The organism is Aerococcus vaginalis (genome assembly GCF_053762225.1).
In genome coordinates this window covers 299,368-325,479 of sequence record NZ_JBSMYC010000001.1, presented here as the reverse complement: position 1 = coordinate 325,479, position 26,112 = coordinate 299,368, and the positions used below count along the sequence as shown (strand labels likewise).

The following is a 26,112-nucleotide window of genomic DNA, read 5'->3' as shown; positions in this document are numbered from 1 at the left end:
TACAAGTCATAAAGTGTAGCTATTGATAGTTTTGTTTTAACAGTTAGCTGTATTACAGCAATTTTCAGAAAATTTATAAAAAGAGTTTAATTTTCCCTACGTATCTGTTAGAATAATCGTTGTCATTTATAATATAGGCAAAATATTCTGAAATTAGAGAGTTGAGGTAGCACAATGAAACGACGAGATATTTTTGTTGTTGGATTTATGTTGTTTGCTATGTTTTTTGGGGCTGGAAATTTGATTTTTCCTGTTGGTTTAGGATATGAGGCAGGAAATCACTATTTGACTGCAATTATTGGTTTCATGCTTACGGGGATTGGGCTCCCTCTTCTGACGATGATTGCAGGTAGTTTTGCGTCTAACGGATACCCTGCCATTCTGAAACAGATTAATCCGATTTTCTCAACAGTATTTTTAACAATTGTATATATCATGATTGGTCCATTTTCTGGAATTCCAAGAACAGCCTCAACTTCCTACGAGATGAGTGTTATACCTTTGATTGGTGATTTCGGACGTTGGCCACTATTTATTTTTTCTGTTATTTTCTTTGCGATTGTGTTGTTTCTTGCATTATCGCCTGATGACTTGTCAAATGCGATCGGAAAATACTTAACGCCTGCATTATTACTTACAATTGCGATTTTGATCATTCGCAGCATTATGATCTACCACACAAACGGTTCATCAGTAGCTGGCGAGAGATTTAACCAATCACCAGCAATGACAATTGGTTTTTCAGAAGGATACTTAACGATGGATTCAATCGCTGCTCTTGCTTTTACTTTAGTATTGAGTAGCACCATTAAACAGCTTGGCGTAACAGATAGAAAGCAAGCGTTCATCGGTTCGCTTTGGTCATCACTATTGGCTAGTGGCCTATTGGGTATTATCTATTTCTCATTGGGATGGGTTGGAAATCATACGAATGTCATGAATATCCCATCTGGTCAGAACGCAGGTACTTATTTACTTGTTAATGCAGCAACAGAAGGTTTTGGGTATATTGGTATGATTGTGCTAGGTCTAGTTGTTTTACTTGCGTGTATCACCACTGCTACCGGCTTAATTTCATCTGTTGCTAGTTATCTTCACGGGTTATTGCCACAATTGAGTTATCGCGGACTCGCAATAGGTATTACCGTTGTATCTTGCATCCTTGCTAATCTCGGATTAAATCAAATCCTTAAAATCAGCACACCAATGTTAGAGATTGTATATCCTATTACTATAACTATCGTATTTGCTCTATTAGTTTTGCGTTGGATACCTGGATCAAAATTAAGCATGCAATTGGCGATTGCTGTAGTAACAATCATTAGTATCTTATCCACACTCACGAGACATGGCATGCCAGGTTTCCAATGGTTGACAGCATTACCGTTATTTGAAATGCAGTTAGAGTGGCTGCCATTTATGATTATCGCATTTCTTATCGGTCATATTATTGGAGCCAAAGAGAATCAATTGTCTTTTAATTAATATTATCATGCAACGTGTATAGAGATATACACGTTTTTTTTGTATAATGAAGATATTGGTAGAACCGGATTAGATTGAGGTGTCAACTATGGAACAACGAACAATTGATACACATGCGCATTTATGGTCAGAGACGTATCTGGATAAACTAGAAGCACTCGGTGCACCGGATACAGCTGTAGCAAGGGATATCGGCGCTGGGTGTGATGAAGCATCCTTGAGGAAACGTTTCAAAATGATGGATGATGCGGGGGTGAAGCAGCAAATCCTCTCTGCTACCCCACAGGTTCCTCAATGGGGAGATGAAGCAGAAGCTTTTGAGCTTGCGCAATTCTTAAATGATGAATATGCATCGCTTTGTGAAACTTATTCCGAGCGTTTTGTGGCATATGCAGCTGTGCCACTTCCTTATGTTAAAGCGGCAATCAATGAAGCAAAGCGTGTCCTTTCTAAGCCTTACTTTAAGGGGATCGCCTTACCTACATTAGTTCGTAATGAAATCCCGCTAACAGATGATCGTTTTGCGCCATTTTTTAAAGCAATGAATCAGCTAGCAACAACAATCTATATCCACCCCACTGGCACTGGGGCACGCAGTCCTCTTGTGAATGATTTTGGGTTGGAATGGGTCGTTGGCGCGCCGATAGAAGATATGCTAGTCACGCTCCAATTACTTAAAGCTGATTTCCCAAAGAAGTATCCAAATCTTAAATTCCATATTGCACATTTAGGAGGCGGTATCAGCTTCCAATTACAACGTATTAAAGACAACTATACCGATTGGCAGGCATTTAGTGAAGATCCTATTGAAAATTTAAAGAAGCACTTTTGGTTTGATGCTGCTAATTTCTCGACGTTAGCACTCAAAAATATAGCAGATAACCTAGGAACAGATCACCTATTCATGGGTAGTGATTTTCCTTACTTTCAAGATGACAAATATGTGCGTGCAGCAACGTATATCTCAGACGCTGGATTCAATCATTCAGAAACACAAGCCATCCTATTTAACAATGCGAAAACTTTTTTCAAACTCGATTAATATGATCAATTGAATATTTACTAACTAGACTGATGGACAACAATAGCTCATCAGTTTTTTTATTTTACTATCTTCTATCATTCAGCAATTAAAAAAGAGAATGATTCGCACCATTCCCTCTTTACAGTTGTTATTAATAATAGATGATCAATTAGTTTCGAAATTAGATAATCTTGAAGTTTTCACCCAAGTCTTCAATGGTATTGCTCTTCATCATGTTAAAGTTGTAGTCTGCTAATTCTTCGATATCTTGTTTAATGAAATATGTTGCAGATTGGGCAACCATCAAGTTAATGTGGATTTCTTTATCCAAGGAATCGCCGTGAGATAAGAATACTACAACGGCTGGTTTGTGGTTGGCCGTCATGAAACCTAATTCCATGTTGCAACCTTCATCTTGTTCATCAACATCCATTAAGAACACACCTAAATCAGCAGTTCCCATACCATTACGGTCGTTTTGGTAAGTTTTTACTTGCCATTCGAAAGAACCGAACATTCCAGTGGTGTCATCGATGTCAACGTCCTTGTATTGGTTAGCCCATGGGTTGTAGATATTTCCGATTGTTGGGTTCTGTTCCAAGGCCTCAATCGCACGTTTGACCCACTCTGCCTGGTAGTCATTGTAGTTAGAACAGGCTAAATAAATGTCCATGTCATAGATACCTCAATTCTATAGAATAACCGAATTATAGCATAAATCGGAACATTAACAAAAAAATAGAACCGATAGTGAAAAATTTTTAGATAATCTTAGAAAGGTGATTGTAATTATAAAAATGAAGACTATAATCATGATGGATCGATTGATCTAATCTCCAGGTAAAGGTGGGATGATAATGGATAAAACGATTAACCGACTTTTTCAAATTGAACGTGAATCAGATGAAGTGGCTGTTCGCCTCTCTGAAGAAAAGAAAAAGTTGAAAGCCAAGTACGATGAGCGAAAAGCAGAATATCTCTCCTCTACGCGTCAACAATTAAATGCCAAACTCGATGAGATGAAGCATGATTTTGAAGTGGAACGACAGCATCGCGAAGCGGCCATTAATCAGAAATACGAAGAGAATGTTAATAGTATCGAACGTATCGTTGACGAAGACGAATATCGCTTTGTGGATCAATTCTTAGAAGGATTGATGAAGTTAGGAGTCGCTAGAGATGAATAGATATACTGCACTTAACACTAAGATTCGTGGAATGATCAGTCATCTATTAGAGGAAGAACAATGGGCGCAACTGCATCAAGCAGATTCTTTGCGTACGATTCACCAGATTCTTTCTAGTAATGCGACCTACCAAGAAGTCTTATCTTATTTGAATTCAGAGCGATTATCCGTACCACTGATGACAGAAGCGATTATTGAAGCGTTATTCATCGACTTTCATAAGATGTATCTCTTCGCTGATCAAGGACAAAGAGAAGCGTTCCGCATCTATGGCCTAACTATGGAATCAGATTTTATTCATCGTGTGATGAAATATAAGGAAGCTGGCCTGCCTTTGCGTTTGCTTCATCCGAAATATATTCATTATCTTGATCATCACGGCGGATTTGACACCACACAAGCGCTGTTGAGTTCTAATATTCAGCAATTAGTCCAAACATTTCAGGAAACTGATTTCTCAGCTTTTTTCGAAGAGACACGTGAATTATTTAATGAAGATAATTATAATCACCACCATTTCGAAGAATCTTTTGAACGTTACATCTATACATTAATCCTTAAAAAGATTAAGCAACGTTTGGAAGGCAGAGAACAAAAAGAAATGTTGAAGCTGTTTGGCACAAGAATCGATATTGATAATTTAGCGATTACCTATCGTTTGAAATTCTACTATGAGCTAACTGCTGACGAGATTCGTCCAGAGCTATTGCCTTATGGTGCTAAACTAAACGAATTAGTGATCGAAGGTTTATTGCAAGCGCCGGATTTACAGACGTACAATCGCTTGGTCCAAGATGCCGGCTACGGTGACTTAGTGGATCAAAATTCAGAACATATTATTTCTAGGAAGCAAGAGAACGAATGGCTTCAAAGTATTCAAGAACGTATGATCCGACAGATGCCGAATTCCCTATTCCCATCGATTAACTATCTTGAATACAAACGACAAAACGAAATCCTACCTTTGATTCGTATTATTGAGCATGTGGGATTCCATATTTCTTAATTATAGAAAGGAGTGTTAAATGTGATCACAAAAATGAGTGTCGTGAACATTATCGGTCCTAAAGACGACATCGATCGTATGGCAGATAAATATTTGAGACATTACGATTTCCATCCCGTCAATACGTTGAAGGAGTTATCCGGGGTAGAAACGTTAAAACCTTACACAAGTCCAAACCCATATGAACCCTATGAACAACGGATTGACAAGCTGCTGTCAGTTATAGAAGTGGACGATACAGTGCCAAGCGACATTGATGAATCGATGACATTTGACTACATCAAATCACTTGTGGACGGGACTGAACAACGACTGAAAACAGAATTAGATGAGCTTCATCAGGTGAATGAGCGACTGACTGAAGCTAGAGAAAAATACAACAGATATGAACCGTTCTCGGGAATTGATTATCCATTAGAACGTATTCTGCAGTTAAAACATATCAAATTCCGTTTTGGTCGTTTTACGTCAGATAACTTCTACAAATTTAAAAAATATATCAACGCAGATGTGCCATGTATCTTCATACCATCTAAGGAAGAGGATGACTATATTTATGGGGTGTACTTCACCCCTGAGGATATGCGTCAACACATCGACGCTCTCTTCTATTCATTGTCTTGGGAACGTATTCGTTTAGATGATGAGCATGGGACACTCGCCGAGATTGCATCACGTCAGAGTGCGATCATCAAGGAACTGCTGAAGCATGAAGATATGATCGATGGTTATCTCAGTCAATCGATTGCGCCGATTGCTGATAGATTATGTCAGGCAAAAGCTCGTCTTCAGGAATTATCACAGGCCTGGCAAATTCGTAAATATGCAGCAATTACCCGTAATGAATTTGAGAAGAAAGAAACACGCTATCTCATTATCGGGTGGATGTCGACAAATGATGCCCTTGCTTTAGCTGAGGATGTCAAAGATGACAAAGATGTAACGATCGTCATCGAAGATGATAAAGATAATCGTCATCTCAAACCACCAACGAAATTAAAGAATAATTTCCTATTCCGCCCTTTTGAGATGATCACTAAGATGTACGGTTCGCCTAACTATAACGAATGGGATCCGACAGCCTTAGTGGCGGTTTCATATTCTATCTTGTTCGGGGCAATGTTTGGTGATTTTGGTCATGGTATTTTGTTGTTACTACTCGGGATCTTCGGTTATCTCGTACCAAAGTTAAAAATGGCAAAACTTTTTGTACCAGTGGGTTTGAGTTCAATGATCTTCGGTTTACTATATGGCAGTATCTTCGGATTTGAAGAATTGATTCCTGCATTATGGCTCCGACCAGCTGAACATATGACAAATATCCCCTTCTTCGGAACATTAAATACGGTATTTATTGTGTCTGTTGTCTTTGGGATGTTCTTATTACTTGCTAGTATGTTCATTAATGTTATCGAACGTCTCAAACAAGGTGATACGCTCGAAGCAATCTTCAATAAAAATGGGCTGATGGGCATGATTTTCTACGGTGGTTTAGTATTCTTAGCGATTTTCTATATGGCGAGAAATCCACTACCAGGTACGATTTTCTTCTTGATACTGATTGCACTCAGTTTCTTGGCCATCGCATTCAATGAACAGATTATGCGTTTCATCGAGCGTCGTAAGGAAAAAGCAGAAGAAGCGGATGAGATCGGTATGCAACTCGTCACAGTATTCTTCGAGTCATTTGAAAATCTACTAACCTACTTCTCAAATACGATTTCATTCGTCCGTGTCGGCGCTTTTGCTATCAGTCACGGGATTATTATGAATGTGGTATTGATGTTTGCCAATGTGGAATCTGGCTCACCAAATTGGTTAGTTTTGATTCTCGGTAACTTGTTTGTTGTCGGATTTGAAGGACTTGTCGTCTTTATTCAGGTATTACGTTTGGAATACTATGAGTTATTCTCTCATTTCTTCCAAGGTGACGGCATTTCATTTAAGAGCTTATGGTCAGAAAATAAATAGAATGGAGTATATGATAATGAACTTTGATGTAATGATTCGCTTAACAATGATTGCTACTTTGGTATTGGGCTTTGTATTGCCATTTGGATATTACTTCCTAGGTAAGAAGAGCCGCAATCGCTATAAGAATGCATTAACTGCGAATGTTTTAGCCGTTTTTACGGGTGTGCTTATTTCTTTGATTTTAGCCTATCAACCTTCACTCGCCGCTGAAACTGCTGCTACAGACGGCTTTGCTAGTGGTATGGGATTCATTGCAGCAGCTTTGGCTACCGGTTTATCTTGTATCGGTGGTGGGGTTGCCGTTGCGTCTGCTGCCTCTTCCGCATTAGGAGCTATCTCTGAAGATAACTCTATCTTCGGTCGTTCATTGATCTTCGTTGGTCTTGCTGAAGGTATCGCCCTTTACGGTTTGATCATCTCCTTCTCCATCTTGGGTCGTCTCTAATGAAAAGTTTTGTTTTGACAGACCACGTGCGGACGTTAACGGGTATGCGTCTTGCTGGTGTTGGTGGTGAATACATCGAAAATAACGACCAATTTGAGAAAGCTTTTGAAAAAGCAATCAATGATTCATCTATCGGGATTTTGATGATCTCCGCACATCTCATCGAAGTACATCGTGAATTAGTGGATGATATACGTTTTAATCGTTCACAACCGTTAATTGTTGAAGCACCCGAAGATCAACAAGAAAGCAGTACATCCATTGCTGAAATTATCCAAAAGGCAATTGGATTATCGTTATAAGAGGAAGATTGATAATGAAAACAAGAGAAAAAATTGCGTTTTTTGAACAGAATATCCTCGAAAATGCTGAGAAGGATCTACGTGCACAATTAGATAACTATGAAGAACAGCTTCAGGCTGATTATCAAAAATTTGTTGAAGAAACGGATCAATCGAATAAAGAACGTTTCGAGTCAGAATCCAATACGATTCGAAAAGAAAACAACAAAATGTTATCTGAACTACAAATTCGCTACCAACGTGACCTCTATCTTAAGCGTTCGAAATTGAAGGATAAAATTATTGATCGCTTTAAAGAGCGTCTTAAGGAATACAAACAAACAACAGACTACAAAAAACAGTTATTAGCTATGGGTCAAAGTATTCAAGCACTCGCACAAGATGAACAATATGACTTATATATTGATCCGTCTGATGCAGCGCTATTATCAGAATGCGAAGCCGTTTTAGAACATCCGGTGATCATCTCTGACCGCCCCCTACTTGGTGGTATGCGTGGCGTACTTCGTAAACGTGATGTACTGATTGATGACTCATTCATTACATACTTGGAAGACTGGAGCCAGAATTTTGACATTATTGGAGGCGATGGGCATTGAGTCAAGTAGAAACCATTTATTCAATTAATGGACCAATCGTTAAGATCAAAGGTCAGACACGCTTATCAATGCAAGAACTGGTTTATGTTGGTAATGCGCATCTTGTTGGCGAAGTCATTAAGATTGACAGTCAGAGCACGACGATTCAAGTTTACGAAGAAACTGCTGGTATTAAACCTGGCGAACCAGTCATCGGGTCAGGCTCCCCATTGTCTGTCACGCTAGGACCAGGGATGCTAAATAATATTTATGATGGGATTCAACGTCCCTTAGAAAAAATATCTGAGAAAATGGGTTATCAGATTTTTCGTGGCGCACAAGTGAATCCACTTGATGTTGATAAAAAATGGCCTGTGAATTTCAAAGTTGCTGTGGGCGATCAAGTCCAAGGTGGTTCAATTGTTGCAGAAATTCCTGAAACGAATGCTATTATGCATCGCGTAATGATTCCGCCGCGTGTGATCGGTGAAGTCGTCGAGGTCATGCCTGAAGGTGAATACACTGTCGAAGAAACTATTATAAAAATTAAAACCTTCGATGGAACCATTTATGAAGTGAAACCGGCACAGCGTTGGGCGATTCGTACGCCGCGTCCAGTCATCAAACGTATGGAAGCCAATAAACCATTACTTACTGGACAGCGTATTATTGATACGGTCTTCCCTATTACTAAGGGAGGAACAGCAGCAATACCTGGTGGGTTCGGTACTGGTAAAACAACGATGCAACATCAAATTGCACGTTACGCGGAAGCGGACGTTATCGTCTATATTGGTTGTGGCGAACGTGGAAACGAAATGACTGAGGTGTTGGAAGACTTTAGTAAACTGATTGATCCACGTACAGGTGCTTCATTAATGGAACGTACCGTATTAATCGCAAATACATCCAATATGCCGGTAGCTGCACGTGAAGCATCTATCTATACTGGAATTACGATTGCGGAGTATTACCGCGATATGGGATATGATGTTGCGATCATGGCTGACTCTACATCGCGTTGGGCTGAAGCGTTGCGCGAGTTATCTGGTCGTTTGGAAGAAATGCCAGCTGAAGAAGGTTACCCTGCGTATCTAGCGAGTCGTATTGCTACCTTCTATGAACGTGCGGGTGAAATGATGACGCTAAATCATGATAGTGGCTCAGTTTCTATTATCGGTGCCGTATCACCTCAAGGTGGGGATTTCTCCGAACCCGTGACACAGAATACTAAACGTTTCGTCCGTTGCTTCTGGGGATTAGATGCAAACCTCGCTCACATGCGTCACTACCCTGCCATTAACTGGATGGAGAGTTACAGTCAATACGTGGATGACCTCTCGGGTTGGTTTGCAAAGAATGTAAGCGATCATTTTATCAATAATCGTGCGACAATGATGGCTCTTCTCCATGAAGAGGATGAATTGAATGAAGTTGTGAAATTGATCGGTGCTGATGTCTTACCTGAAAGTCAAAAATTAGTGCTTGAGATTGCACGTGTTCTGCGACTCGGTTTCTTACAGCAGAATACATTCCATGATATCGACTGTGCAGTCCCAATTGAAAAGCAAGACAAGATGCTCGAAACAATTATTTATCTCCACCAGCGTTGTAAACAGCTAGTACAATGGGGAATGCCAGTGAGCTACTTGAAGAAGTACACGATCTTCTCCGACGTGATTAATATGAAATATAATGTGCCGAATGATGATCTATCTGTTTTCGATGACTATAAACAAAATATCGATAACTTCTACGATCAAGCAATGGCAGAAAATGGTTAGAAAGGGGAATCAAAAATGGCTATAGAATATCTTGATCTACGTGCAATTGAAGGTCCCCTAGTAACCGTTGATGGTGTTAGAGGCGCTGCGTACGGTGATATTGTTCGTTTCCGTGTCAATCGTACAGAAGAAAAGCTCGGACAAATTATTACAATGGAGGGAGAGCGTGCCCTCGTTCAGGTGTTCGACCAAACGGCAGCTATGTCTCTGGATAATACGCATACAATCTTTACCGGTCATGGGATGGAAATCACCTTGAGTCCAGAAGTCTTAGGGCGTACGTTCGATGGTATCGGTCGTCCGATTGATGGCTTGGGTGCTATTCACTCTGATATCCATCGTGATGTTAATGGCGCCCCGTTGAATCCTGTCTCACGTATTTATCCACGTGACTACATTGAAACAGGATTCAGTGCGATTGATGGATTGACCACCCTGATTCGTGGTCAAAAATTACCTATCTTTTCTGGTGATGGTATGCCTCACAATGAGCTTGCCGCTGAGATCGTGAAGCAATCTAAACTTGGTGACAATGTCGAAGGTGAATTTGCGGTTGTCTTTGCGGCAATGGGTGTGAAGAATGACGTGGCCGATTTCTTCAGACATCAATTTGAAGAATCTGGCGCTATCGATCACGTATCGATGTTTATTAATACCGCAGATGATCCCGTGATGGAACGTCTGATTACACCACGAGTCGCATTAACAACAGCAGAATATCTTGCTTATGATTTAGGTTATCATGTCCTCGTCATATTGACGGATATGACGAGTTTCTGTGAAGCGTTGCGCGAAGTGTCCAATGCAAAACAAGAAATCCCTTCACGTAAAGGTTATCCAGGCTACCTTTACTCTGAGCTCGCTTCGATTTATGAACGCGCAGGGATCGTTAAGGGACATCAGGGATCTGTGACACAGATTCCGATTCTGACAATGCCGAACAACGATATTACCCATCCGATCCCTGACTTGACAGGTTACATTACTGAAGGTCAGATCGTATTAGATCGTGAACTCGAAGGTAAAAATATTTATCCGCCGATCAATGTGCTACCTTCCCTCTCTCGTTTGATGAAAGATGGAATCGGTGAAGGTTATACACGAGAAGATCACGATGCGGTTTCTAATCAATTGTTCTCTGCTTATTCTGGTGCACAGGAAGCGCGTAGTCTAGCTTCTGTTATCGGTGAAGAAGAACTCTCTGACTTAGATAAGAAGTACCTCACATTTGGCGAAGACTTCGAGCAAACCTTTGTCGGTCAGGGTTCAGATCATGCGCGTACGGTTCAAGAAACACTGGATTTGGGTTGGAAACTATTACGTCAATTCCCTAAAGAAGAATTGACACGAATGGATACCGCTATTCTCGATAAATATTACGATCAAATGCCGACAGAAGGTGAATAATCGTGCAAGTTAATCATGCGCCGACGAAAGGTAATCTACAACAAGTTCAAAAGTCGCTCAAATTATCTAAAAACGGCTATGAACTGATGGATCGCAAGCGAATGATTCTCGTTAACGAAATTTCAAGTTTGATGCAGGAAGCGCAGGCTGTTCAAGAAAAATTGGATGTTGCCATCAAAGAAGCCTATCAGACTTTAGATATTGCAGACGACGATATGGGATTGGTTCGAATGTATAATGCTGCATTAGACGTACCGATTGATGATACTGTACAAGTTCAGATTCGTAGTATTATGGGTACTGAAGTGCCAAATATTAAATATGATGAACAGCAGATAAAGCCAGCTTATGCATTATCAACCACAAGTGCTTATTTGGATAAAGCGCGTATTGCATTTGAAAAAGTTAAAACTTTACAATTTCAACTCGCGCAACTTGAAAATGCAGCCTATCGTTTAGCTGCGAACATCAAGAAAACGAAAAAGCGTGTTAATGCCTTGCAAAATATCACGCTCCCTGCACTTCAAAGTGTTGAAAAAGAAATTTCATCTGCGCTCGAAGAAAAAGAACGCGAAGAATTTATTCGTCTCAAAGTCGTTAAGCGTATCTTGAGTGAAAAAGCAGAATCATCAACGATCTAATTTATTGAAGGACTATCGCAATAAGGTAGTCCTTTTTATATACAAGTATACGAAGCGATAAATATGTTAAACTAATAACAATTGAACCAACATGGAGGTCTTTTCATGAAATTGATCTTAATTCGACATGGACAAAGTGAGTCAAATTTAAAATATTTATTTACTGGTTGGGCTGATCCAGCGCTGACACCTAAAGGCATTGCAGAAGCTAAACAAGCTGGAAGATTATTAAATGAACAGAATATCATCATTGATGAGGTTCATACGTCTCTCATGACACGTACGAATCAGACAACCTTTTACTTACTGCGCGAAATGGGTTGTCTATGGCTTCCAGTACATAAACACTGGCGCCTCAATGGCAGACATTACGGGAGCTTAGAAGGTCAAAACAAACAAGTCATGTCTGAAAAATATGGCGAAGACCAAATTATGTGTTGGCGTCGCAGCTATGATGCTGTACCACCGCAAATCGACTCACCCGATGATGATCGACGTTATCGTTCGTTGGATAGCCATTGTCTTCCGACTGGCGAAAGTCTCAAAGATACTCAGGCCCGTTTGTTGCCGTATCTGGAAGAGGCTATCTTTCCAACTTTGAAACACGGCCAAAATCTACTGATTGTAAGCCATGGTAACCTACTTCGCGCATTGACCATGATATTGGAAAATATTGCGCCGGAAGAAATCAATCAAATTGAGATCAATACGGCCGAACCGATTATCTATGATATGGATGAATCACTGCATATCCTCAATAAACAGAGTTATCATCGGTCATAACTGACTTGTGATAGATTTCTTATTGAACCTAGTCGCTGAATCGAGTAGAATAATAGCAGTGTTATTTAATGAGGTATTAATTTAAGGAGGAACGATTCTATGAAATTAGTCTTTGTCCGTCATGGTCAGAGTCAGTTGAATCTTGAAAATGTGTTCACTGGTTGGTTAGACCCACAATTGAGTGAAGATGGTATCAAGGAAGCAAAACACGCTGGTCAAGCATTAAAAGAAACTGGTATCAAATTTGATCAAGTACACACTTCTGTATTGACTCGTGCGTTGGAAACTTCTTTCTATGTATTAGATGAACTTGGTCAATTATACTTGCCAATCGAAAAAAGCTGGCGCTTGAATGAACGTCACTACGGTGGTTTGCAAGGTTTGAATAAGAAAGAAACTGCTGAAAAACACGGTGATGAACAAGTTCATATTTGGCGTCGTAGTTACGATGTTCGCCCTCCTCGTGGTGAAAACAACTTCGACCGTCGTTACGACAACTTGGATACCGACCGCTTGCTCCCTGGTGAATCCTTAAAGGACACTTTGGGACGTACTCTACCATACTGGGAAGACCACATTGCTCCAGACTTGAAACAAGGTAAGAACGTTTTAGTGGTTGCTCACGGTAACAGTTTGCGTTCATTAACTAAATACTTGGAAAAAATCTCTGATGAAGATATTCCAAACCACGAATTAGCTACCGGTCAACCAATCGTTTATGACATTGACGAAAACCTCAATGTGACAAACAAAGTCGTTTTAGACAAATAATTGTCATTCTACTGAGTTATAAATCTAATCTAAAAAGACAACGCTGCGCAGTTATTGTGTCGCGTTGTCTTTTCTTTTGTATTGGTTTTAATTCACTAGATTTTTAAACTGACTATTATACAAATCATAGTAAGCGCCGCGTCGGCGAAGAAGTGTGTCATGATCACCCTTTTCAACAATTTGACCATGTGACATCACTAGAATTGTCGTCGCATTTTGAATCGTCGAGAGACGATGGGCAACAACAAATGCCGTTTTGTCTTTCATCAAATCGTCAAAAGCGCGCTGGACTAAACTACTTGTCATCGTATCAAGGAAGCTCGTCGCTTCATCTAATATCAACATTTTCGGCTGTGTCAGGATAATACGTGCGATACAAATTAGCTGCTGCTGCCCTTCAGATAAGTTAATCGCATGATCACCAATGACTGTATCGTAGCCATCATCCAACTGTTTAATAAGTTTATGACAGTGGGCTTGTTTCGCTGCTTCAGCCACCTCTGCTCGTGAGGCGTTCGGCTTACCATAACGAATATTGTCAAAGATCGTTCCGTTGAATAACCAGGCATCTTGAAGAACCATTCCAAATAAACTGCGTAAATAATCGCGCGACATCGCTGTTGTGCGCACACCATCGATCACTATCTCTCCACGATCGACCTCGTAGAAACGTAGTAATAAGTTGATCAACGTCGTTTTTCCAGCGCCTGTTTCACCAACGATAGCAACCGTATCCCCAGCATTAACATCCAAATTGAAATCTTCAATAAGCGGTTGATCGCTAGAATAACTAAATGCAAGATCTCTAATACTAATTTGGCCCTCGAGCGTGTCAATCGTCTGCGTATTTGATGATTCAACAAGCGGTTCATTGGCTAAGAACTCAAAGATACGTTCAGCCGCAGATAATGCATTTTGCATTTCATTGAGTACATTTGAAATTTCATTAAACGGTTTCATGTATTGATTGGCATAGGTCAAAAAACTCGTAAATGCACCGATAGACAAGCTCCCAGAAATTACAGCCAGACCCCCAGAAATACCAACTGTAAAGTATACGAAGCTATTCGCTACACGCGTCGTAGGATTAATCAATGCTCCTGCAAATTGTTGTTTAACCCCACTTTCATCTTCTCTTGCATTAATAGCTTCAAATTTTTGTAAACTAGCTTCTTCGAATCCCATTACTTTACTCAGCAATTGATTGGACGCCATCTCAGAAATAAAGCTACTCATCTCACCACGAATCGTCATTTGTTCATTAAAGTAACGATAAGTTCGGTTGGAGATAACATTCGCTAAAACGATCGATAATGGTGTTAGTAGCACCACAAGTGCTCCGATCCAGAAATTCAACCATAACATCATGATTAGAATACAGATAATCATACCGATACCTGAGAACAAGCTTAAAAACGATTGCTGGAGACCCGTTCCAATGCTTTCAACATCATTAATCGCTCGTGCAACAATATCACCCGGTGCATACTGATCGAGTGTACTTAATGGTAAATGGTGCATACGTTTGAATACCGCTGTTCGCAAATCATTCGTCACACGATACGTTAAACGATTCGTTAATTCGTTTTGGAAAAATTCAGCAACTGAAGATACTATTGCCAATAGCAATAAATATTGAATAGCTACCCAAACACTTGAAAAGTTAACGGCATTGACACCAACAATCTGATTAACCGCTTGACCGATAATGATCGGAATCAATACTTGTGCGACGACCATTATTAAGGACGACACTAAGATACTTAAAGTCAACCATGGATAATGTAGACAGTAAGCGACTAATTGTTTAAACGTTTGACGGCGCATCGAATGCCTCCTCTCCAGCTGGGAATTGTGATTGATACAATTCTTGATATGTTTCATTCTCTTTTAATAAGTCCTCATGCGTACCTATAGCATCAATCTTTCCATTCAACATTACGATAATGCGATCCATTGATTGTAAGGATGAAATCCGTTGCGAGACAACAATTAATGTCGTTGGTAATGCGAATAATGATTGGTATAGTCTCTGCTCCGTTGCATAATCCAACGCACTGGCCGAATCGTCGAGTATCGTTAGTGGTGCCTTTTTGACTAACGCACGCGCAATAGTCAATCGTTGGCGCTGACCACCAGAAAAGTTAGTCCCCGCCTCAGCCACTTTAGTCTCTAATTGCTTAGGGGATGACTGAATAAAGTCAGCTGCCTGTGCCGCTGTCAGCGCTCTCCATATTTGTTTATCTGTAATTTTTTCATGTCCCATCTGCATATTTTCACGCACTGTACCACGCAATAATGTTGTTTTTTGCGGAACATAAGCAATTTGCTTACGGAGTTTGTTCAATGGCCAATCTTTAATATCTACACCATTAATCCGTAACTGACCGCTATGCGTTTCAAATAATCGCATGATTAAAGCGACCAATGTTGATTTACCGGAGCCAGTACCACCGATAATACCGATACGTTCACCTGGGGTCACGTCAAATTGAATATCTTCGAGTACATCCTTTTTCCCATAACCAAATGAAATATTATCAAATGATAATGCTATACCTTTATCAGAAGTAGTTATCAAGGAGTCAACTGATTGATGATCTGTAATCGTAGGTTCTAACGCTAGAAAAGTATCAATCCGTTTCTGACCGGCAAAACCGCGACTCATGATGGTAATCACGTTGACGAGAATTTGTAGTGATTGCATAATAATATTCATATAATTAACGAGTGCGACAACTTCTCCTTGTAAAAATTGTCCATCATTAACTAATCCTGAGCCAAACCATAAAATACCACCGATAGCGATATTAACGAGCATCGAACTCATCGGCATAGCTGCCGCTTGCCAACGCCCAGCAGCGGTCTGCTTATGCATCAATTGATCATTATTATATTCAAATTGCCGCATTTCTTGATGTTGGTTGGCAAAGGCGCGAATCACACGAATACCACTGATATTTTCACGTAAACGCTTCGAGAGATGATCTAACTTTGCTTGGATACGCGCATAGTATCGGTTAGTCACCAATGTGACTATCGTTAGTAAGACAGCGATTATTAATGCTGTAACAATAAAGATTGGCGCTAAGTCTGCACTTACCTTTATCGCTAAAATAATAGCACCTACTAATAGAATCGGTGCACGACTGACCAATCTTAAAGCCCTCGCCACAGCATCTTGAATATTAATCGTATCGTTCGTCATCATCGTTGTAATCTTTGATGGCGTAAAATGCTGGATTTGACGGAGATCTAACCGCAACATATGTTCATAGATTAATTGACGAATTTCAGTTCCAGATTTTTGTGCCACAAGTGAAGCATTCCACTGACAAATCAATGCGAAGATATAACCGATGATAGGCAGAATGATCAACAAACTCCCTTTTAGCCAGACGCCTGTCACATCGCCAGTTTTTACACTGTTATCAATCAGACTCGCCATGACTAAGGGAATCAATAACTCGAGAATCGATTCTGTGGTCTTCGATAGGAAGGCGAGACTCGCTCTCTTTTTATTTTTAAGTAATATATCTCTAACTTTCACATATAATCCTCCAACTCTATCCTCCTATCATACCTGTTCGTTTAAAAAAATAAAAATTGCATACATAAAAAGCTTTCGCGAACGTGCGAAAGCTTCTCTGTTAATCTTTACTTAGTGAATAAAAAACGATTGCTTTGCTTTTTTTCAAAATGATAGTTAAAGAACATTTCAATAGCCTGTACCATATAAGCGGGATCTTCTACCCCTGCGGTCTCATAGGCAGAATGCATGGCTAATTGCGGCAGACCAACATCAACGGTATTGATGGACGCTTGTCGCATCATCAGATTTCCGAGTGTAGACCCTCCACGTTTATCTGAACGGTTAGAGAAGTATTGTACGGGAACATTGGCTTGTTCGCATAACCATTTAAAGACAGCAATACTCTGCGCATCAGAAGTGTAATGTTGTTCAGCATTTGACTTCACAACAATTCCTTGATTCAAGTATGAACGATCTGTGTCATCATGCAACTCTGGATGATTTGGATGCACAGCATGTGCATTATCAGCACTGACCATGAAGCCATTTGCTAATGCACGGAAGTAATCCTCCATCGAGCCACCAAGTGTGTAAATCAGTCGTTTCAAAACATCTGGTGCAAATGTCGATAATGCGCCTTGTTTTGTTCCCGAACCGACTTCTTCATTATCAAATAACAAATATACATTAATATTTTGTTCATTATGACCTCGGATGAACCCCTCAAAAGTCGTATAAGCAGACATGAGATTATCGAGTTGGCGACTTGAAAAGAACTCATTTGATATTCCCCAAATTGTGCCAGGAGTGCGATTATACAATGAAAGATCCGTTCCTAAAATTTGTTCAGGAGTGACACCCGCTTCGTCTGCCAGTAATTGATTGAATCGTTCCTCATCATTATCGCCATGTAATCCCAATAATGGTACGAGATCAATATGTGGCTGGTAATTATGGCCACCTGCCTGATCACGCAATAAGTGAATCGCTACATTAGGAATAGTTAACAAATCACGATCAATATTTACGAGACGACTTTCAACACCTTGGTCAGTTTTAACAATTATTCGACCGGCGAGCGATAATGGGCGGTCTAACCAGCTAGATACAATCGCGCCGCCATAATTCTCAGTATTTAATCGTAAATAATGCTCGTCTGGTATAATTTTATTGTTTTTGAGACGGAAAGTCGGCGAATCACTATGACTAGCTACCATTTGGAACGTGGGTGTTTCAACATTTTCCCCGATCTTTACAGCAATCAGACTAGAATCGTTACGTGTAACAAAGTAATTACCACCTCGTGAGACATCCCACGCTTCACCTTCAAAAAGTTCTTGAAAACCTTCTGATTTCAGACGCTGTTTAATTTGATCCACTGCATGGAATGCGGATGGACTGTGTTGAATAAAATCCATTAATTGTTCTGCTGTTTTTTGCATTGTATTTCCCCCTATTCTACAAGGTATAATTAAAACCAAGACTCCTCAATCCGCATATCGCTTAGATTTTCGTTATAACTGATCATCTGCCATTCACCATTATGATACGTCATGCGACCGACACCGCCATTTTGGACACTTTCATAAGCAATATCGCTCGGAAACATGACTGTGTAGAATGTACGAATCATCATCCCATGAGACACGACAAGGACATCATCATTTGATTCATCATGTGCCTCAGCAATCGCTGTCATTGCCGAGATAATTCGTTTGGTAAACATTTCAAAGTCTTCAGCTTCACCTTTTGGATCGTAGTGAAGAATGCTATTGATATATGCCGATAATTCATCTTTAGGCGTTTCGTATGGATACACACCTGACTGCGCGTAATTATCCAGCAATTCTTTCATTGCTGGGCCAAAAGCACCCTGATTGGTACCGAATGATACTTCACGTAAATCCTTTTTTATTATGAGTTCATCTGGCGATAAGAACTCGTTTTTATTCAAAATATGTCTTGCTGTCTCCGAAGCGCGACTTAAATCACTCGAATAAGCCGCACGGAAAGGGACATGACGTAACTTCTCACCGTCAGAGTCTGCAACCGCAATCCCCGCGTCTGTAAGCCCTGAATCTGCCCATCCCTGTACAATTTGAGCGCGATTTGCTGTTGTCTGTCCATGCCGTACTAAATAAATCGTTGCTGTCATTATTTGACCTCCCTCATCATTCATATTATACCGAGTGAATCCTAATAATTAAAGAAAGCGTTAATTTTTATTGAATTTGTGCCACAGTTACCAATCTATGTTAAGATAACGACTATCCTAGTAAGAGAAAGGAGTCATTTACTCATGTCTAGACATTATTCACTATTAGCTTCACTATCAATTGGGATGTTATTAGTTTCAGGTTGTGCTTCGAGTCAGTCAAATGATGAACCGATGTATGCATCCAAACCAGAAACAACGATCCAATCTGAAGATAAACAATCAGCTGATGATAAGGATAAAACATCGGCCGCAAATGACGAAGCAACAGTCGATAATGATGATAGCCAAATTGAAAACGAAACACCACAAGTAGAAACTGTTGACACACTTATCGAAGATGTGACGGTTGAAGGTGCAACTTGGGCAGAACAAACTGAAACAGTTAATAGTCAACTAAACACTAATGATTTAGCAACCATTCGTAGTGAAATCGAAACGACAAAAGCAACACCAGACTTAAATGCAGAGCGTACTGTAGAAACGACTGCATCATCTGAAGACGATGATTCTGAAACGACCAATCAACCTCAGGATAGCGCAGAATCTACAGTTAACGAGCAGGAAACTGTCCCTGAGCAAACCGCCAATCGTTTGATTATTGCGAAAGTGAACGGTTTGGATATTCATGCATTGGATCAATACAGTGATGCTGAAATTTTAGCAGCTAGACAAGCTGCTGAAGCAATTGGTTCGGATGCTGGTTATTCTTACCAGTACTTACAAAACAATCACTAGGAAACTAATCGTCTGAATATCAAAAAAAGTCATCGCAGATTGCGATGACTTTTCTATTATCGTGATATTTCATTCATCTTCAACTGGTTCATCCCATATGGAGAAATCTGGTCCTTTAGGGATAACTTCACTACGGAATAAACGTTTACCTGTTTTTCCAGTGAAGAAGCCCTTCTGAATTTCGTGGAAATCAGTACTATCTTTGAATGCTGGCATTTGGTATAGACGACGTGCGTAACGCCATAAGTTTGGATAATCCGTTAAGCGCGCCTTATTGAGTTTACCAGTTAACGCAAATGCTGCATCGAAACGTGCGAGTGGCGTATACAAAATCACATCAGCTAACGTCAGTTGATCATTAACTAGGAATTGATGATCTGCAAAGAATTCATCAAGTTTCTCGAAGGTGTTAAATAATGTATCGTAAGCCTCATCATATACAGCTTGATCTGTGGCGCCCGATGCGTGTTCCATTGCCATCAATACATTTTCGACATAGTAATCCATTGCCTCATCAATATCATCACGCAAAGCTTCTGGATAGAGATCCGGTGCATCATCTGGTGCAATTTCTTTAAATCGGGTTGCTAAATCACGCGCAATATCCATTGATTCTTGGTTAACTACATTTCCTGTCTCTGTATCTACAAGAATAGGAACAGAATATGGACCATTGTAATCAGGATCTGTATTGTGGTAAATTTCAGTAATATCCTCAGCACCCAATACGGCTTCTTTGCCACCTTCTTGTTCTGAGAATGACCAGTACTCTGTTGTTTTGTTACTGTTCGTTAAACCTTCTGAGATCACATCATCTAACTTCATCAAACGACGAACGATCGTGGTACGGTGGCCGAATGGACAGGTGTAAGCAGAAATCAAGCGGTAACGATTAGCTTCAACTGGATAATCGAAATCTTTTTCATATACTGTAGCCATAGTATAGACTCCTTTCCTAAACGTTTAAATATCTATATCTCTATTATACGGCATCGTAAATTAAATTGCGAAAATCGCCTTTTACAAAAAATTAACTGTTTTTATAAAATCATGGTATAATATACTTATCTTAAACATGTTATATAATATAACATACAAAGGAGGATACCCTTATGATGACTATTCATATGAATATCATCCAAACAACTGGGTTCGCGGTAATTATTGCTGCCATTGGTGCACTTATCCAACGCCGCGTGTCAATTCTTCGACGATTGACAATTCCAGCACCAGTTGTCGGTGGTGTAATATTTGCTATCGTTCATACGATTTTGCGTATGACTGGCGTCCTACAATTTGAGTTTGATCAAACACTCCAAGAATTTTTCCAGACATTGTTCTTTACAACTGTAGGATTTACAGCCAGTGTTCAAATGCTAAAAAGTAGTGGTTCGCAAGCAACGAAGATGTTAATATTAACAATTATTTTGATTGTTTGTCAGAACTTGTTAGCTATTGGAATGTCTAAAGTTGTCAATATCCCCCCACTGCTTGGGATATTGATGGGCTCATCATCCATGGTCGGTGGTCCTGGGACGACAGGAGCTGTCGCACCATCAATTGCTGAGTTGGGCTATAATTCAGCGCTCACCGTTGGATTCGCAGCAGCAACATTTGGTATTGCTGCAGGATCTCTGATCGGTGGCCCATTTGCCACCTGGAAGATTAATTCCAAAAATGTTGAAACTAGTGGCGAAGCAATCGATGAAAATCAATTTAAAGATAATATCGATGCGCTCGATGGTTCCAATGACAAAATTTCTGGTTCACATTTGATTAGTATGTTCATGCTGATTTTAGCGGTAACTTTCTTCGGCACATATTTAACGCAGTTCTTTAACTATTTGTTATCACATGTTATCTCAGCTGTACAGTTACCTAGCTATCTCGGCGCATCGCTTTTAGCATTTGCTATCCGTAACATTTCCGATAAAACACCGAAGTTTACGATTCAAATGGATGAAATGAACACGATCTCTTCACTCGTGCTTAAAATTTTCTTAGCCATCGCACTGTTAAACTTACAGTTATGGGAATTAACAAATATAGGTATTCCAATGTTGATTATTCTGTTCACGCAGGTGCTCTTCATTTTCCTATTTGCGAACTTTGTAGTGATTCCGATTTTCGGTCTGAACTATGACTCCATCGTTACTACTACAGGATTGCTAGGTTACGGCTTAGGTGCATCCTACAATGCCGTAGCCAGTATGAGTGAGGTGACGCATCGTTACGGTAATGCATCCACATCAGCGATTATTATTCCGTTAGCGACGTCCATTTTCTGTGACTTCGTCAACGTAGTTGTGATTTACTCATTCATCGGTTTCATTCAGTAATTGATAATCGAAAAAAGACGGTTTCATCCGTCTTTTTTATTTGCTTAAATTTTTGATTGAATTTGCTGATTGATTGTTTCATAAAGTCTATCTGCTAATGCGATGATCTCTGATTTATCATGATCAATCATTGACAGATAATGCACTTTAAGCTGCGAATCTTTGATAGATTGAATATTGATGTAAAGATTTGTAACACTGGATAAATAAGCCGAACGTAGCATTTGTATGCCTACCGCAACATCACTGATAATCTGCGGATGAACGGACGGGAGAATCCGCTCAGAAAGATGTAAGACAGCAATGGCATACTGATATAGTAAGATTTGTGGTTCAATCGCTACTAATGTCGTTTTTTGAACGGCTTGTGTGCGTTGCTGACGCTCATTAGTTGTCGTTTTAGGCAAGCGATAAGCTTTTGATAGCGATTGAAAAGCTTCTACATCGTCATCAATTAATTCGAGAAATGTCTGTTGATGGCTTTCCAATTCATCGATTAGTGATTGCTCTTCAACGGTTATTTTATTTTTCAAAGAAATACGTACAGCCATTAAGATGCTACTAACACCTAAAGCAGCATTTAATGCCGCCGCAGCTCCACCGCCAGGCGTTGGACTGTCAGAACCTAATTCGTCCATAAATTGCGTAATTTTAGCGTTTCTCATCTATTAACTCCTTTACACGATAAATAAAAAAGATTGCCCCTTAAACAGAACAATCTTTTTTGTTTCTATTATTTACGCTTGTTTCTCGTCAAGAATACCGTGGCTATCTGTTTCATTCACATCAACACGGCCAATCTTAGCGCCTAATTTACGTAACTTACCTTCAATATCGTGATAACCACGATCGAGATATTGTAAGTTCGTCACACGTGTAGTACCTTCAGCGCGTAAACCTGCGATGATCAACGCTGCAGCAGCGCGTAAATCAGTCGCTTCAACAATCGTACCTTGCAAGTCGGTTGGCCCTTCAATCGTTGCAGTATCACCAGATACTGAGAACTTCGCATTCATACGGCGGAGCTCTTCTAAATGCATAAAGCGGTTTTCAAATACCGTTTCTTTCATTTTAGAAGTACCATCCGCTAAGATTTGCAAAATAGTCATCTGGGACTGCAAATCAGTTGGGAAACCTGGGTATGGCAAGGTCTTCACATCAACCGGTTTAATTGTTTCAGGGCCAATTACACGAATACCATTTTTCTCATCAATAACTTCAGCGCCTATTTCACGTAGTTTAGAGATTAACGGTAGGTTGTGTTCTGCAATCGCATCTTCTACAAAAACATCACCTTGAGTCGCTGCAGCAGCGATCATGAATGTTCCAGCTTCAATACGATCAGGAATAACAGCGTGATCTACACCGTGTAATTTCTTGACACCCTCAACATGAATTTCATCTGTCCCAGCGCCTGAAATTTTAGCACCCATTTGATTTAAGAAGTTCGCTAAATCAACAATTTCAGGTTCTCTGGCCACATTTTCAATAATGGTTGTGCCTTTAGCAAGTGTTGCAGCCATCAAGATGTTTTCTGTGGCACCTACACTTGGGAAATCCAAATAAATATGCGCACCACGTAATTCATCAGCAAACGCTTCAACGTAGCCGTATTCAGTGTTTACAGTTGCACCGAGTGCTTCGAAACCTTTCGTATGCAAATCAATTGGTCGAGAACCAATGGCACATCCACCAGGCATGGCCACTTTCACATGACCAAAGCGAGCTAATAATGGTCCCATTACCACAATAGATGCACGCATCTTGCTAACATATTCAAATGGCGCATCAGTCGTTAGATCACCCGTCGCATCAGTAATAATTGTGTTTTCTTCCTCATTGAATGACACATCAACGCCTAAGTGTTCTAAGACATGATTCATCAAATAGACGTCGGAGAAAAGCGGCGCATTACTGATACGGTTTGTACCTTCTGATGCGAGAAGACTGGCTGCCTGAAGCGGCAATACAGCATTCTTTGCACCATCAACAGTTACTGTACCTTTAAGACGCTGACCGCCTTGTACCATCATCTGTTTTGTCATCTTTTTGATTCACCTTTCATTCTGAACTGTAAGATTACAGTGTTCCGAATAAACGATCCCCAGCATCACCTAAACCAGGTAAGATATACCAATCTTCATTCAAACGTTCATCGAGCGCAGCAGTATAAATATCAACTTCTGGATAACGTTCTTGCATTGCTTTCACGCCTTCTGGTGCGGAAACTAAGCATAAGAATTTAATGTTTTCTGGTTTCACATTGCGTTTAACTAATGCATCGATAGCGAGTAATGCACTACCACCTGTCGCTAACATTGGGTCAACGACAAAGACTTGACGTTCATCAATATCTGCTGGCATTTTGAAGAAGTATTCTTGCGGTTCTGCAGTTTCTTCATCACGGAACATACCGATATGTCCAACTTTTGCAGCAGGAACGAGTGTTAACATACCGTCAACCATACCGATACCAGCACGCAAAATTGGAGCAATCGCTAATTTCTTCCCTGCAATCATCTTTTGTTTGGTCGTTGTCATCGGTGTTTTAACCGTGACTTCCTCGAGAGGTAAATCAGAAGTTGCTTCATATCCAATAAATAGTGTAATTTCGTTAACTAATGCTCTAAATTCTTTAGAACCTAAATTTTCATCACGAAGTAACGCAATTTTATGCTGTACTAACGGATGATCAATAACATGTAATTCTCCCATGACTTACCCCTTATCTTTTCAATACAATAATAGACAAAAATTTTTCACATTCGATTTATTTCCACTATCGGAAATAGAATAACATGAAACAACCATTTTATTCAAGGATAGTATTGAATAAAATGGTTGTTCACTGACTACAAAACGCGTAACGACGCGGTTTTATATACTTACTTTTTTATAGTGGATGCTGCTTTCAGCAAGCGATTGCGGTATGCTTGATTTTCTTCTGTATCTGGCAATAATTCAATAATTAGCGTTGTGATTTCAGAACTATCATCAAACGCACGCAGAGCTGCAAACAATTGATGCGTAGCGCTAGTCGCATCTTTTCCCAGTGAAAACATTTGATATGCGGGATCAATATGAGATAACACTGCATCCGTTGCTGCGACAGCTGTTGTCTGTGCACTATGCTGTTTAACTTCTTGTGCTATCCCCTGATGTTCGATTGCGATAACCTCAAGATCAGGACTATAATGGCGATATTTCATCCCAGGTGCTTTGGGCGTCTCATCAACACCTAAGACTTTGCGTTTTGATGAAATATGTATACCTGGAACAGCAGATTCAATCATTGCCTTTGTGTAGTATCCAGGTCGTAAAATATAAATTCCATCTGGATCGCTTAAATCAATGACCGTAGATTCAACACCAATACGTGTCGGGGCGCTATTTAACACACCAGCAATTTTGCCATTAAAATCATGCATTACATGATCTACCGTCGTCGGACTCGGCTTACCCGAGAGATTGGCAGAAGGACCTACCAAGGGAAATTCAGTCGCTTCAATGAGCTTCAATGTTAATGGATGATCAGGCATACGCAAACCAACCGTATCGAGGCCACCGGTTACTGTAGGATTGAACATCCCTGCTTTAACAGGTAACACCATTGTTAGTGGTCCTGGCCACAATTTATCAGCTAATTGTTCAACAAGTTGCAATCGGTCTTTAGAAATATCACCGATATATTCTCGCCACGCTTCTTTACTATGAATATGAACGATTAACGGATTATCAGAAGGTCTTCCTTTAACTTTATATACATTTTTTACCGCTTCTTCATTATTGGCAATGGCACCTAAACCAAAAACTGTCTCAGTTGGGAAAGCAATTAATTCCCCTCTTTGTAATTGTTCAGCCGCCTGGTCTATATTTTTCTCGGTATAAATTTTCGTCATTC

25 protein-coding genes are annotated in these 26,112 nt (G+C 40.0%); 15 read left to right on the top strand and 10 right to left on the bottom strand.

Annotation, left to right across the window (positions count from 1 at the left end):
* Nucleotides 1-174: 174 nt before the first annotated feature.
* Together brnQ and ACWOEX_RS01550 are read left to right on the top strand one after the other, a co-directional pair.
* Nucleotides 175-1,485, top strand: a complete 1,311-nt coding sequence (brnQ, locus tag ACWOEX_RS01555; protein ID WP_455297502.1) for a branched-chain amino acid transport system II carrier protein — start codon at nucleotides 175-177, stop codon at nucleotides 1,483-1,485.
* A gap of 88 nt (nucleotides 1,486-1,573) precedes the next feature.
* Nucleotides 1,574-2,527 carry an amidohydrolase family protein gene (locus tag ACWOEX_RS01550; protein ID WP_455297501.1) on the top strand — a complete coding sequence of 318 codons (954 nt, stop codon included), beginning with the start codon at nucleotides 1,574-1,576 and terminating at the stop codon, nucleotides 2,525-2,527.
* Nucleotides 2,528-2,690: 163 nt separating this feature from the next.
* Here the strand turns inward: ACWOEX_RS01550 and ACWOEX_RS01545 are convergent, their stop codons facing one another.
* Nucleotides 2,691-3,182: a nucleoside 2-deoxyribosyltransferase gene (locus ACWOEX_RS01545; RefSeq protein WP_455297500.1), complete on the bottom strand. Its 492-nt coding sequence runs from the start codon at nucleotides 3,180-3,182 to the stop codon at nucleotides 2,691-2,693.
* Between the two features lie 184 nt (nucleotides 3,183-3,366).
* On the opposite strand from ACWOEX_RS01545, the gene ACWOEX_RS01540 reads away from it, so the two are divergent.
* The 11 genes from ACWOEX_RS01540 (at nucleotide 3,367) to gpmA (ending at nucleotide 13,387) form a co-directional block, all read left to right on the top strand.
* Nucleotides 3,367-3,696 (top strand): hypothetical protein, encoded by a 330-nt coding sequence (locus ACWOEX_RS01540; protein ID WP_455297499.1) that lies wholly within the window; start codon nucleotides 3,367-3,369, stop codon nucleotides 3,694-3,696.
* Complete coding sequence (locus ACWOEX_RS01535) at nucleotides 3,689-4,702, top strand: V0D/AC39 family V-type ATPase subunit (RefSeq protein ID WP_455297498.1); 1,014 nt, start codon at nucleotides 3,689-3,691, stop codon at nucleotides 4,700-4,702. Before ACWOEX_RS01540 ends, ACWOEX_RS01535 begins: the two co-directional genes overlap by 8 nt.
* A gap of 21 nt (nucleotides 4,703-4,723) precedes the next feature.
* Nucleotides 4,724-6,673 carry a V-type ATP synthase subunit I gene (locus ACWOEX_RS01530; RefSeq protein WP_455297497.1) on the top strand — a complete coding sequence of 650 codons (1,950 nt, stop codon included), beginning with the start codon at nucleotides 4,724-4,726 and terminating at the stop codon, nucleotides 6,671-6,673.
* 16 nt (nucleotides 6,674-6,689) lie between these two features.
* Entirely contained in the window at nucleotides 6,690-7,121 is a 432-nt protein-coding gene (locus ACWOEX_RS01525) for an ATP synthase subunit C (protein ID WP_455297496.1), read from the top strand.
* A complete protein-coding gene (locus ACWOEX_RS01520) occupies nucleotides 7,121-7,423 on the top strand; it encodes a V-type ATP synthase subunit F (protein WP_455297495.1) in 303 nt (100 codons plus the stop codon). Before ACWOEX_RS01525 ends, ACWOEX_RS01520 begins: the two co-directional genes overlap by 1 nt.
* Nucleotides 7,424-7,437: 14 nt before the next feature.
* Complete coding sequence (locus tag ACWOEX_RS01515) at nucleotides 7,438-8,022, top strand: hypothetical protein (protein WP_455297494.1); 585 nt, start codon at nucleotides 7,438-7,440, stop codon at nucleotides 8,020-8,022.
* On the top strand, nucleotides 8,019-9,785 hold the full coding sequence (locus ACWOEX_RS01510; RefSeq protein ID WP_455297493.1) for a V-type ATP synthase subunit A: 1,767 nt from the start codon (nucleotides 8,019-8,021) through the stop codon (nucleotides 9,783-9,785). Before ACWOEX_RS01515 ends, ACWOEX_RS01510 begins: the two co-directional genes overlap by 4 nt.
* Nucleotides 9,786-9,800: 15 nt before the next feature.
* Nucleotides 9,801-11,192 carry a V-type ATP synthase subunit B gene (locus tag ACWOEX_RS01505; RefSeq protein ID WP_455297492.1) on the top strand — a complete coding sequence of 464 codons (1,392 nt, stop codon included), beginning with the start codon at nucleotides 9,801-9,803 and terminating at the stop codon, nucleotides 11,190-11,192.
* Between the two features lie 2 nt (nucleotides 11,193-11,194).
* Nucleotides 11,195-11,833 carry a V-type ATP synthase subunit D gene (locus tag ACWOEX_RS01500; RefSeq protein WP_455297491.1) on the top strand — a complete coding sequence of 213 codons (639 nt, stop codon included), beginning with the start codon at nucleotides 11,195-11,197 and terminating at the stop codon, nucleotides 11,831-11,833.
* 105 nt (nucleotides 11,834-11,938) lie between these two features.
* Nucleotides 11,939-12,616: a 2,3-bisphosphoglycerate-dependent phosphoglycerate mutase gene (locus ACWOEX_RS01495; protein WP_455297490.1), complete on the top strand. Its 678-nt coding sequence runs from the start codon at nucleotides 11,939-11,941 to the stop codon at nucleotides 12,614-12,616.
* A gap of 99 nt (nucleotides 12,617-12,715) precedes the next feature.
* The gene (gene gpmA / locus ACWOEX_RS01490) at nucleotides 12,716-13,387 is read left to right on the top strand and encodes a 2,3-diphosphoglycerate-dependent phosphoglycerate mutase (RefSeq protein ID WP_455297489.1); all 672 of its coding nucleotides are present in this window, start codon (nucleotides 12,716-12,718) and stop codon (nucleotides 13,385-13,387) included.
* Nucleotides 13,388-13,474: 87 nt separating this feature from the next.
* Here the strand turns inward: gpmA and ACWOEX_RS01485 are convergent, their stop codons facing one another.
* The 4 genes from ACWOEX_RS01485 to ACWOEX_RS01470 all read right to left on the bottom strand — a co-directional run bounded on the left by ACWOEX_RS01485 (nucleotide 13,475) and on the right by ACWOEX_RS01470 (nucleotide 19,074).
* Complete coding sequence (locus ACWOEX_RS01485) at nucleotides 13,475-15,214, bottom strand: ABC transporter ATP-binding protein (protein WP_455297488.1); 1,740 nt, start codon at nucleotides 15,212-15,214, stop codon at nucleotides 13,475-13,477.
* A complete protein-coding gene (locus tag ACWOEX_RS01480) occupies nucleotides 15,195-16,937 on the bottom strand; it encodes an ABC transporter ATP-binding protein (protein ID WP_455297487.1) in 1,743 nt (580 codons plus the stop codon). The genes ACWOEX_RS01485 and ACWOEX_RS01480 overlap by 20 nt, the downstream gene beginning before the upstream one ends.
* 107 nt (nucleotides 16,938-17,044) lie before the next feature.
* A complete protein-coding gene (locus ACWOEX_RS01475) occupies nucleotides 17,045-18,361 on the bottom strand; it encodes a M18 family aminopeptidase (protein ID WP_455297486.1) in 1,317 nt (438 codons plus the stop codon).
* 29 nt (nucleotides 18,362-18,390) lie between these two features.
* Nucleotides 18,391-19,074, bottom strand: a complete 684-nt coding sequence (locus ACWOEX_RS01470; RefSeq protein ID WP_455297485.1) for a histidine phosphatase family protein — start codon at nucleotides 19,072-19,074, stop codon at nucleotides 18,391-18,393.
* Between the two features lie 144 nt (nucleotides 19,075-19,218).
* On the opposite strand from ACWOEX_RS01470, the gene ACWOEX_RS01465 reads away from it, so the two are divergent.
* Complete coding sequence (locus ACWOEX_RS01465) at nucleotides 19,219-19,872, top strand: hypothetical protein (RefSeq protein ID WP_455297484.1); 654 nt, start codon at nucleotides 19,219-19,221, stop codon at nucleotides 19,870-19,872.
* A 69-nt stretch (nucleotides 19,873-19,941) separates the two neighbouring features.
* Here ACWOEX_RS01465 and ACWOEX_RS01460 read toward each other — a convergent pair whose 3' ends face one another.
* On the bottom strand, nucleotides 19,942-20,811 hold the full coding sequence (locus tag ACWOEX_RS01460) for a glutathione S-transferase C-terminal domain-containing protein (protein WP_455297483.1): 870 nt from the start codon (nucleotides 20,809-20,811) through the stop codon (nucleotides 19,942-19,944).
* A 173-nt stretch (nucleotides 20,812-20,984) separates the two neighbouring features.
* On the opposite strand from ACWOEX_RS01460, the gene ACWOEX_RS01455 reads away from it, so the two are divergent.
* Complete coding sequence (locus ACWOEX_RS01455; protein ID WP_455297482.1) at nucleotides 20,985-22,211, top strand: sodium/glutamate symporter; 1,227 nt, start codon at nucleotides 20,985-20,987, stop codon at nucleotides 22,209-22,211.
* Between the two features lie 44 nt (nucleotides 22,212-22,255).
* Here ACWOEX_RS01455 and ACWOEX_RS01450 read toward each other — a convergent pair whose 3' ends face one another.
* The 4 genes from ACWOEX_RS01450 to ACWOEX_RS01435 all read right to left on the bottom strand — a co-directional run bounded on the left by ACWOEX_RS01450 (nucleotide 22,256) and on the right by ACWOEX_RS01435 (nucleotide 26,110).
* Nucleotides 22,256-22,876, bottom strand: coding sequence for a cyclodeaminase/cyclohydrolase family protein (locus tag ACWOEX_RS01450; protein ID WP_455297481.1), 621 nt, complete (start codon nucleotides 22,874-22,876; stop codon nucleotides 22,256-22,258).
* Nucleotides 22,877-22,948: 72 nt separating this feature from the next.
* Nucleotides 22,949-24,256: a UDP-N-acetylglucosamine 1-carboxyvinyltransferase gene (gene murA, locus ACWOEX_RS01445; RefSeq protein ID WP_455297480.1), complete on the bottom strand. Its 1,308-nt coding sequence runs from the start codon at nucleotides 24,254-24,256 to the stop codon at nucleotides 22,949-22,951.
* Between the two features lie 34 nt (nucleotides 24,257-24,290).
* Nucleotides 24,291-24,926 carry a uracil phosphoribosyltransferase gene (gene upp, locus ACWOEX_RS01440; protein WP_455297479.1) on the bottom strand — a complete coding sequence of 212 codons (636 nt, stop codon included), beginning with the start codon at nucleotides 24,924-24,926 and terminating at the stop codon, nucleotides 24,291-24,293.
* Between the two features lie 170 nt (nucleotides 24,927-25,096).
* Nucleotides 25,097-26,110 carry an L-threonylcarbamoyladenylate synthase gene (locus ACWOEX_RS01435; RefSeq protein WP_455297478.1) on the bottom strand — a complete coding sequence of 338 codons (1,014 nt, stop codon included), beginning with the start codon at nucleotides 26,108-26,110 and terminating at the stop codon, nucleotides 25,097-25,099.
* Between the last annotated feature and the right edge of the window lie 2 nt (nucleotides 26,111-26,112).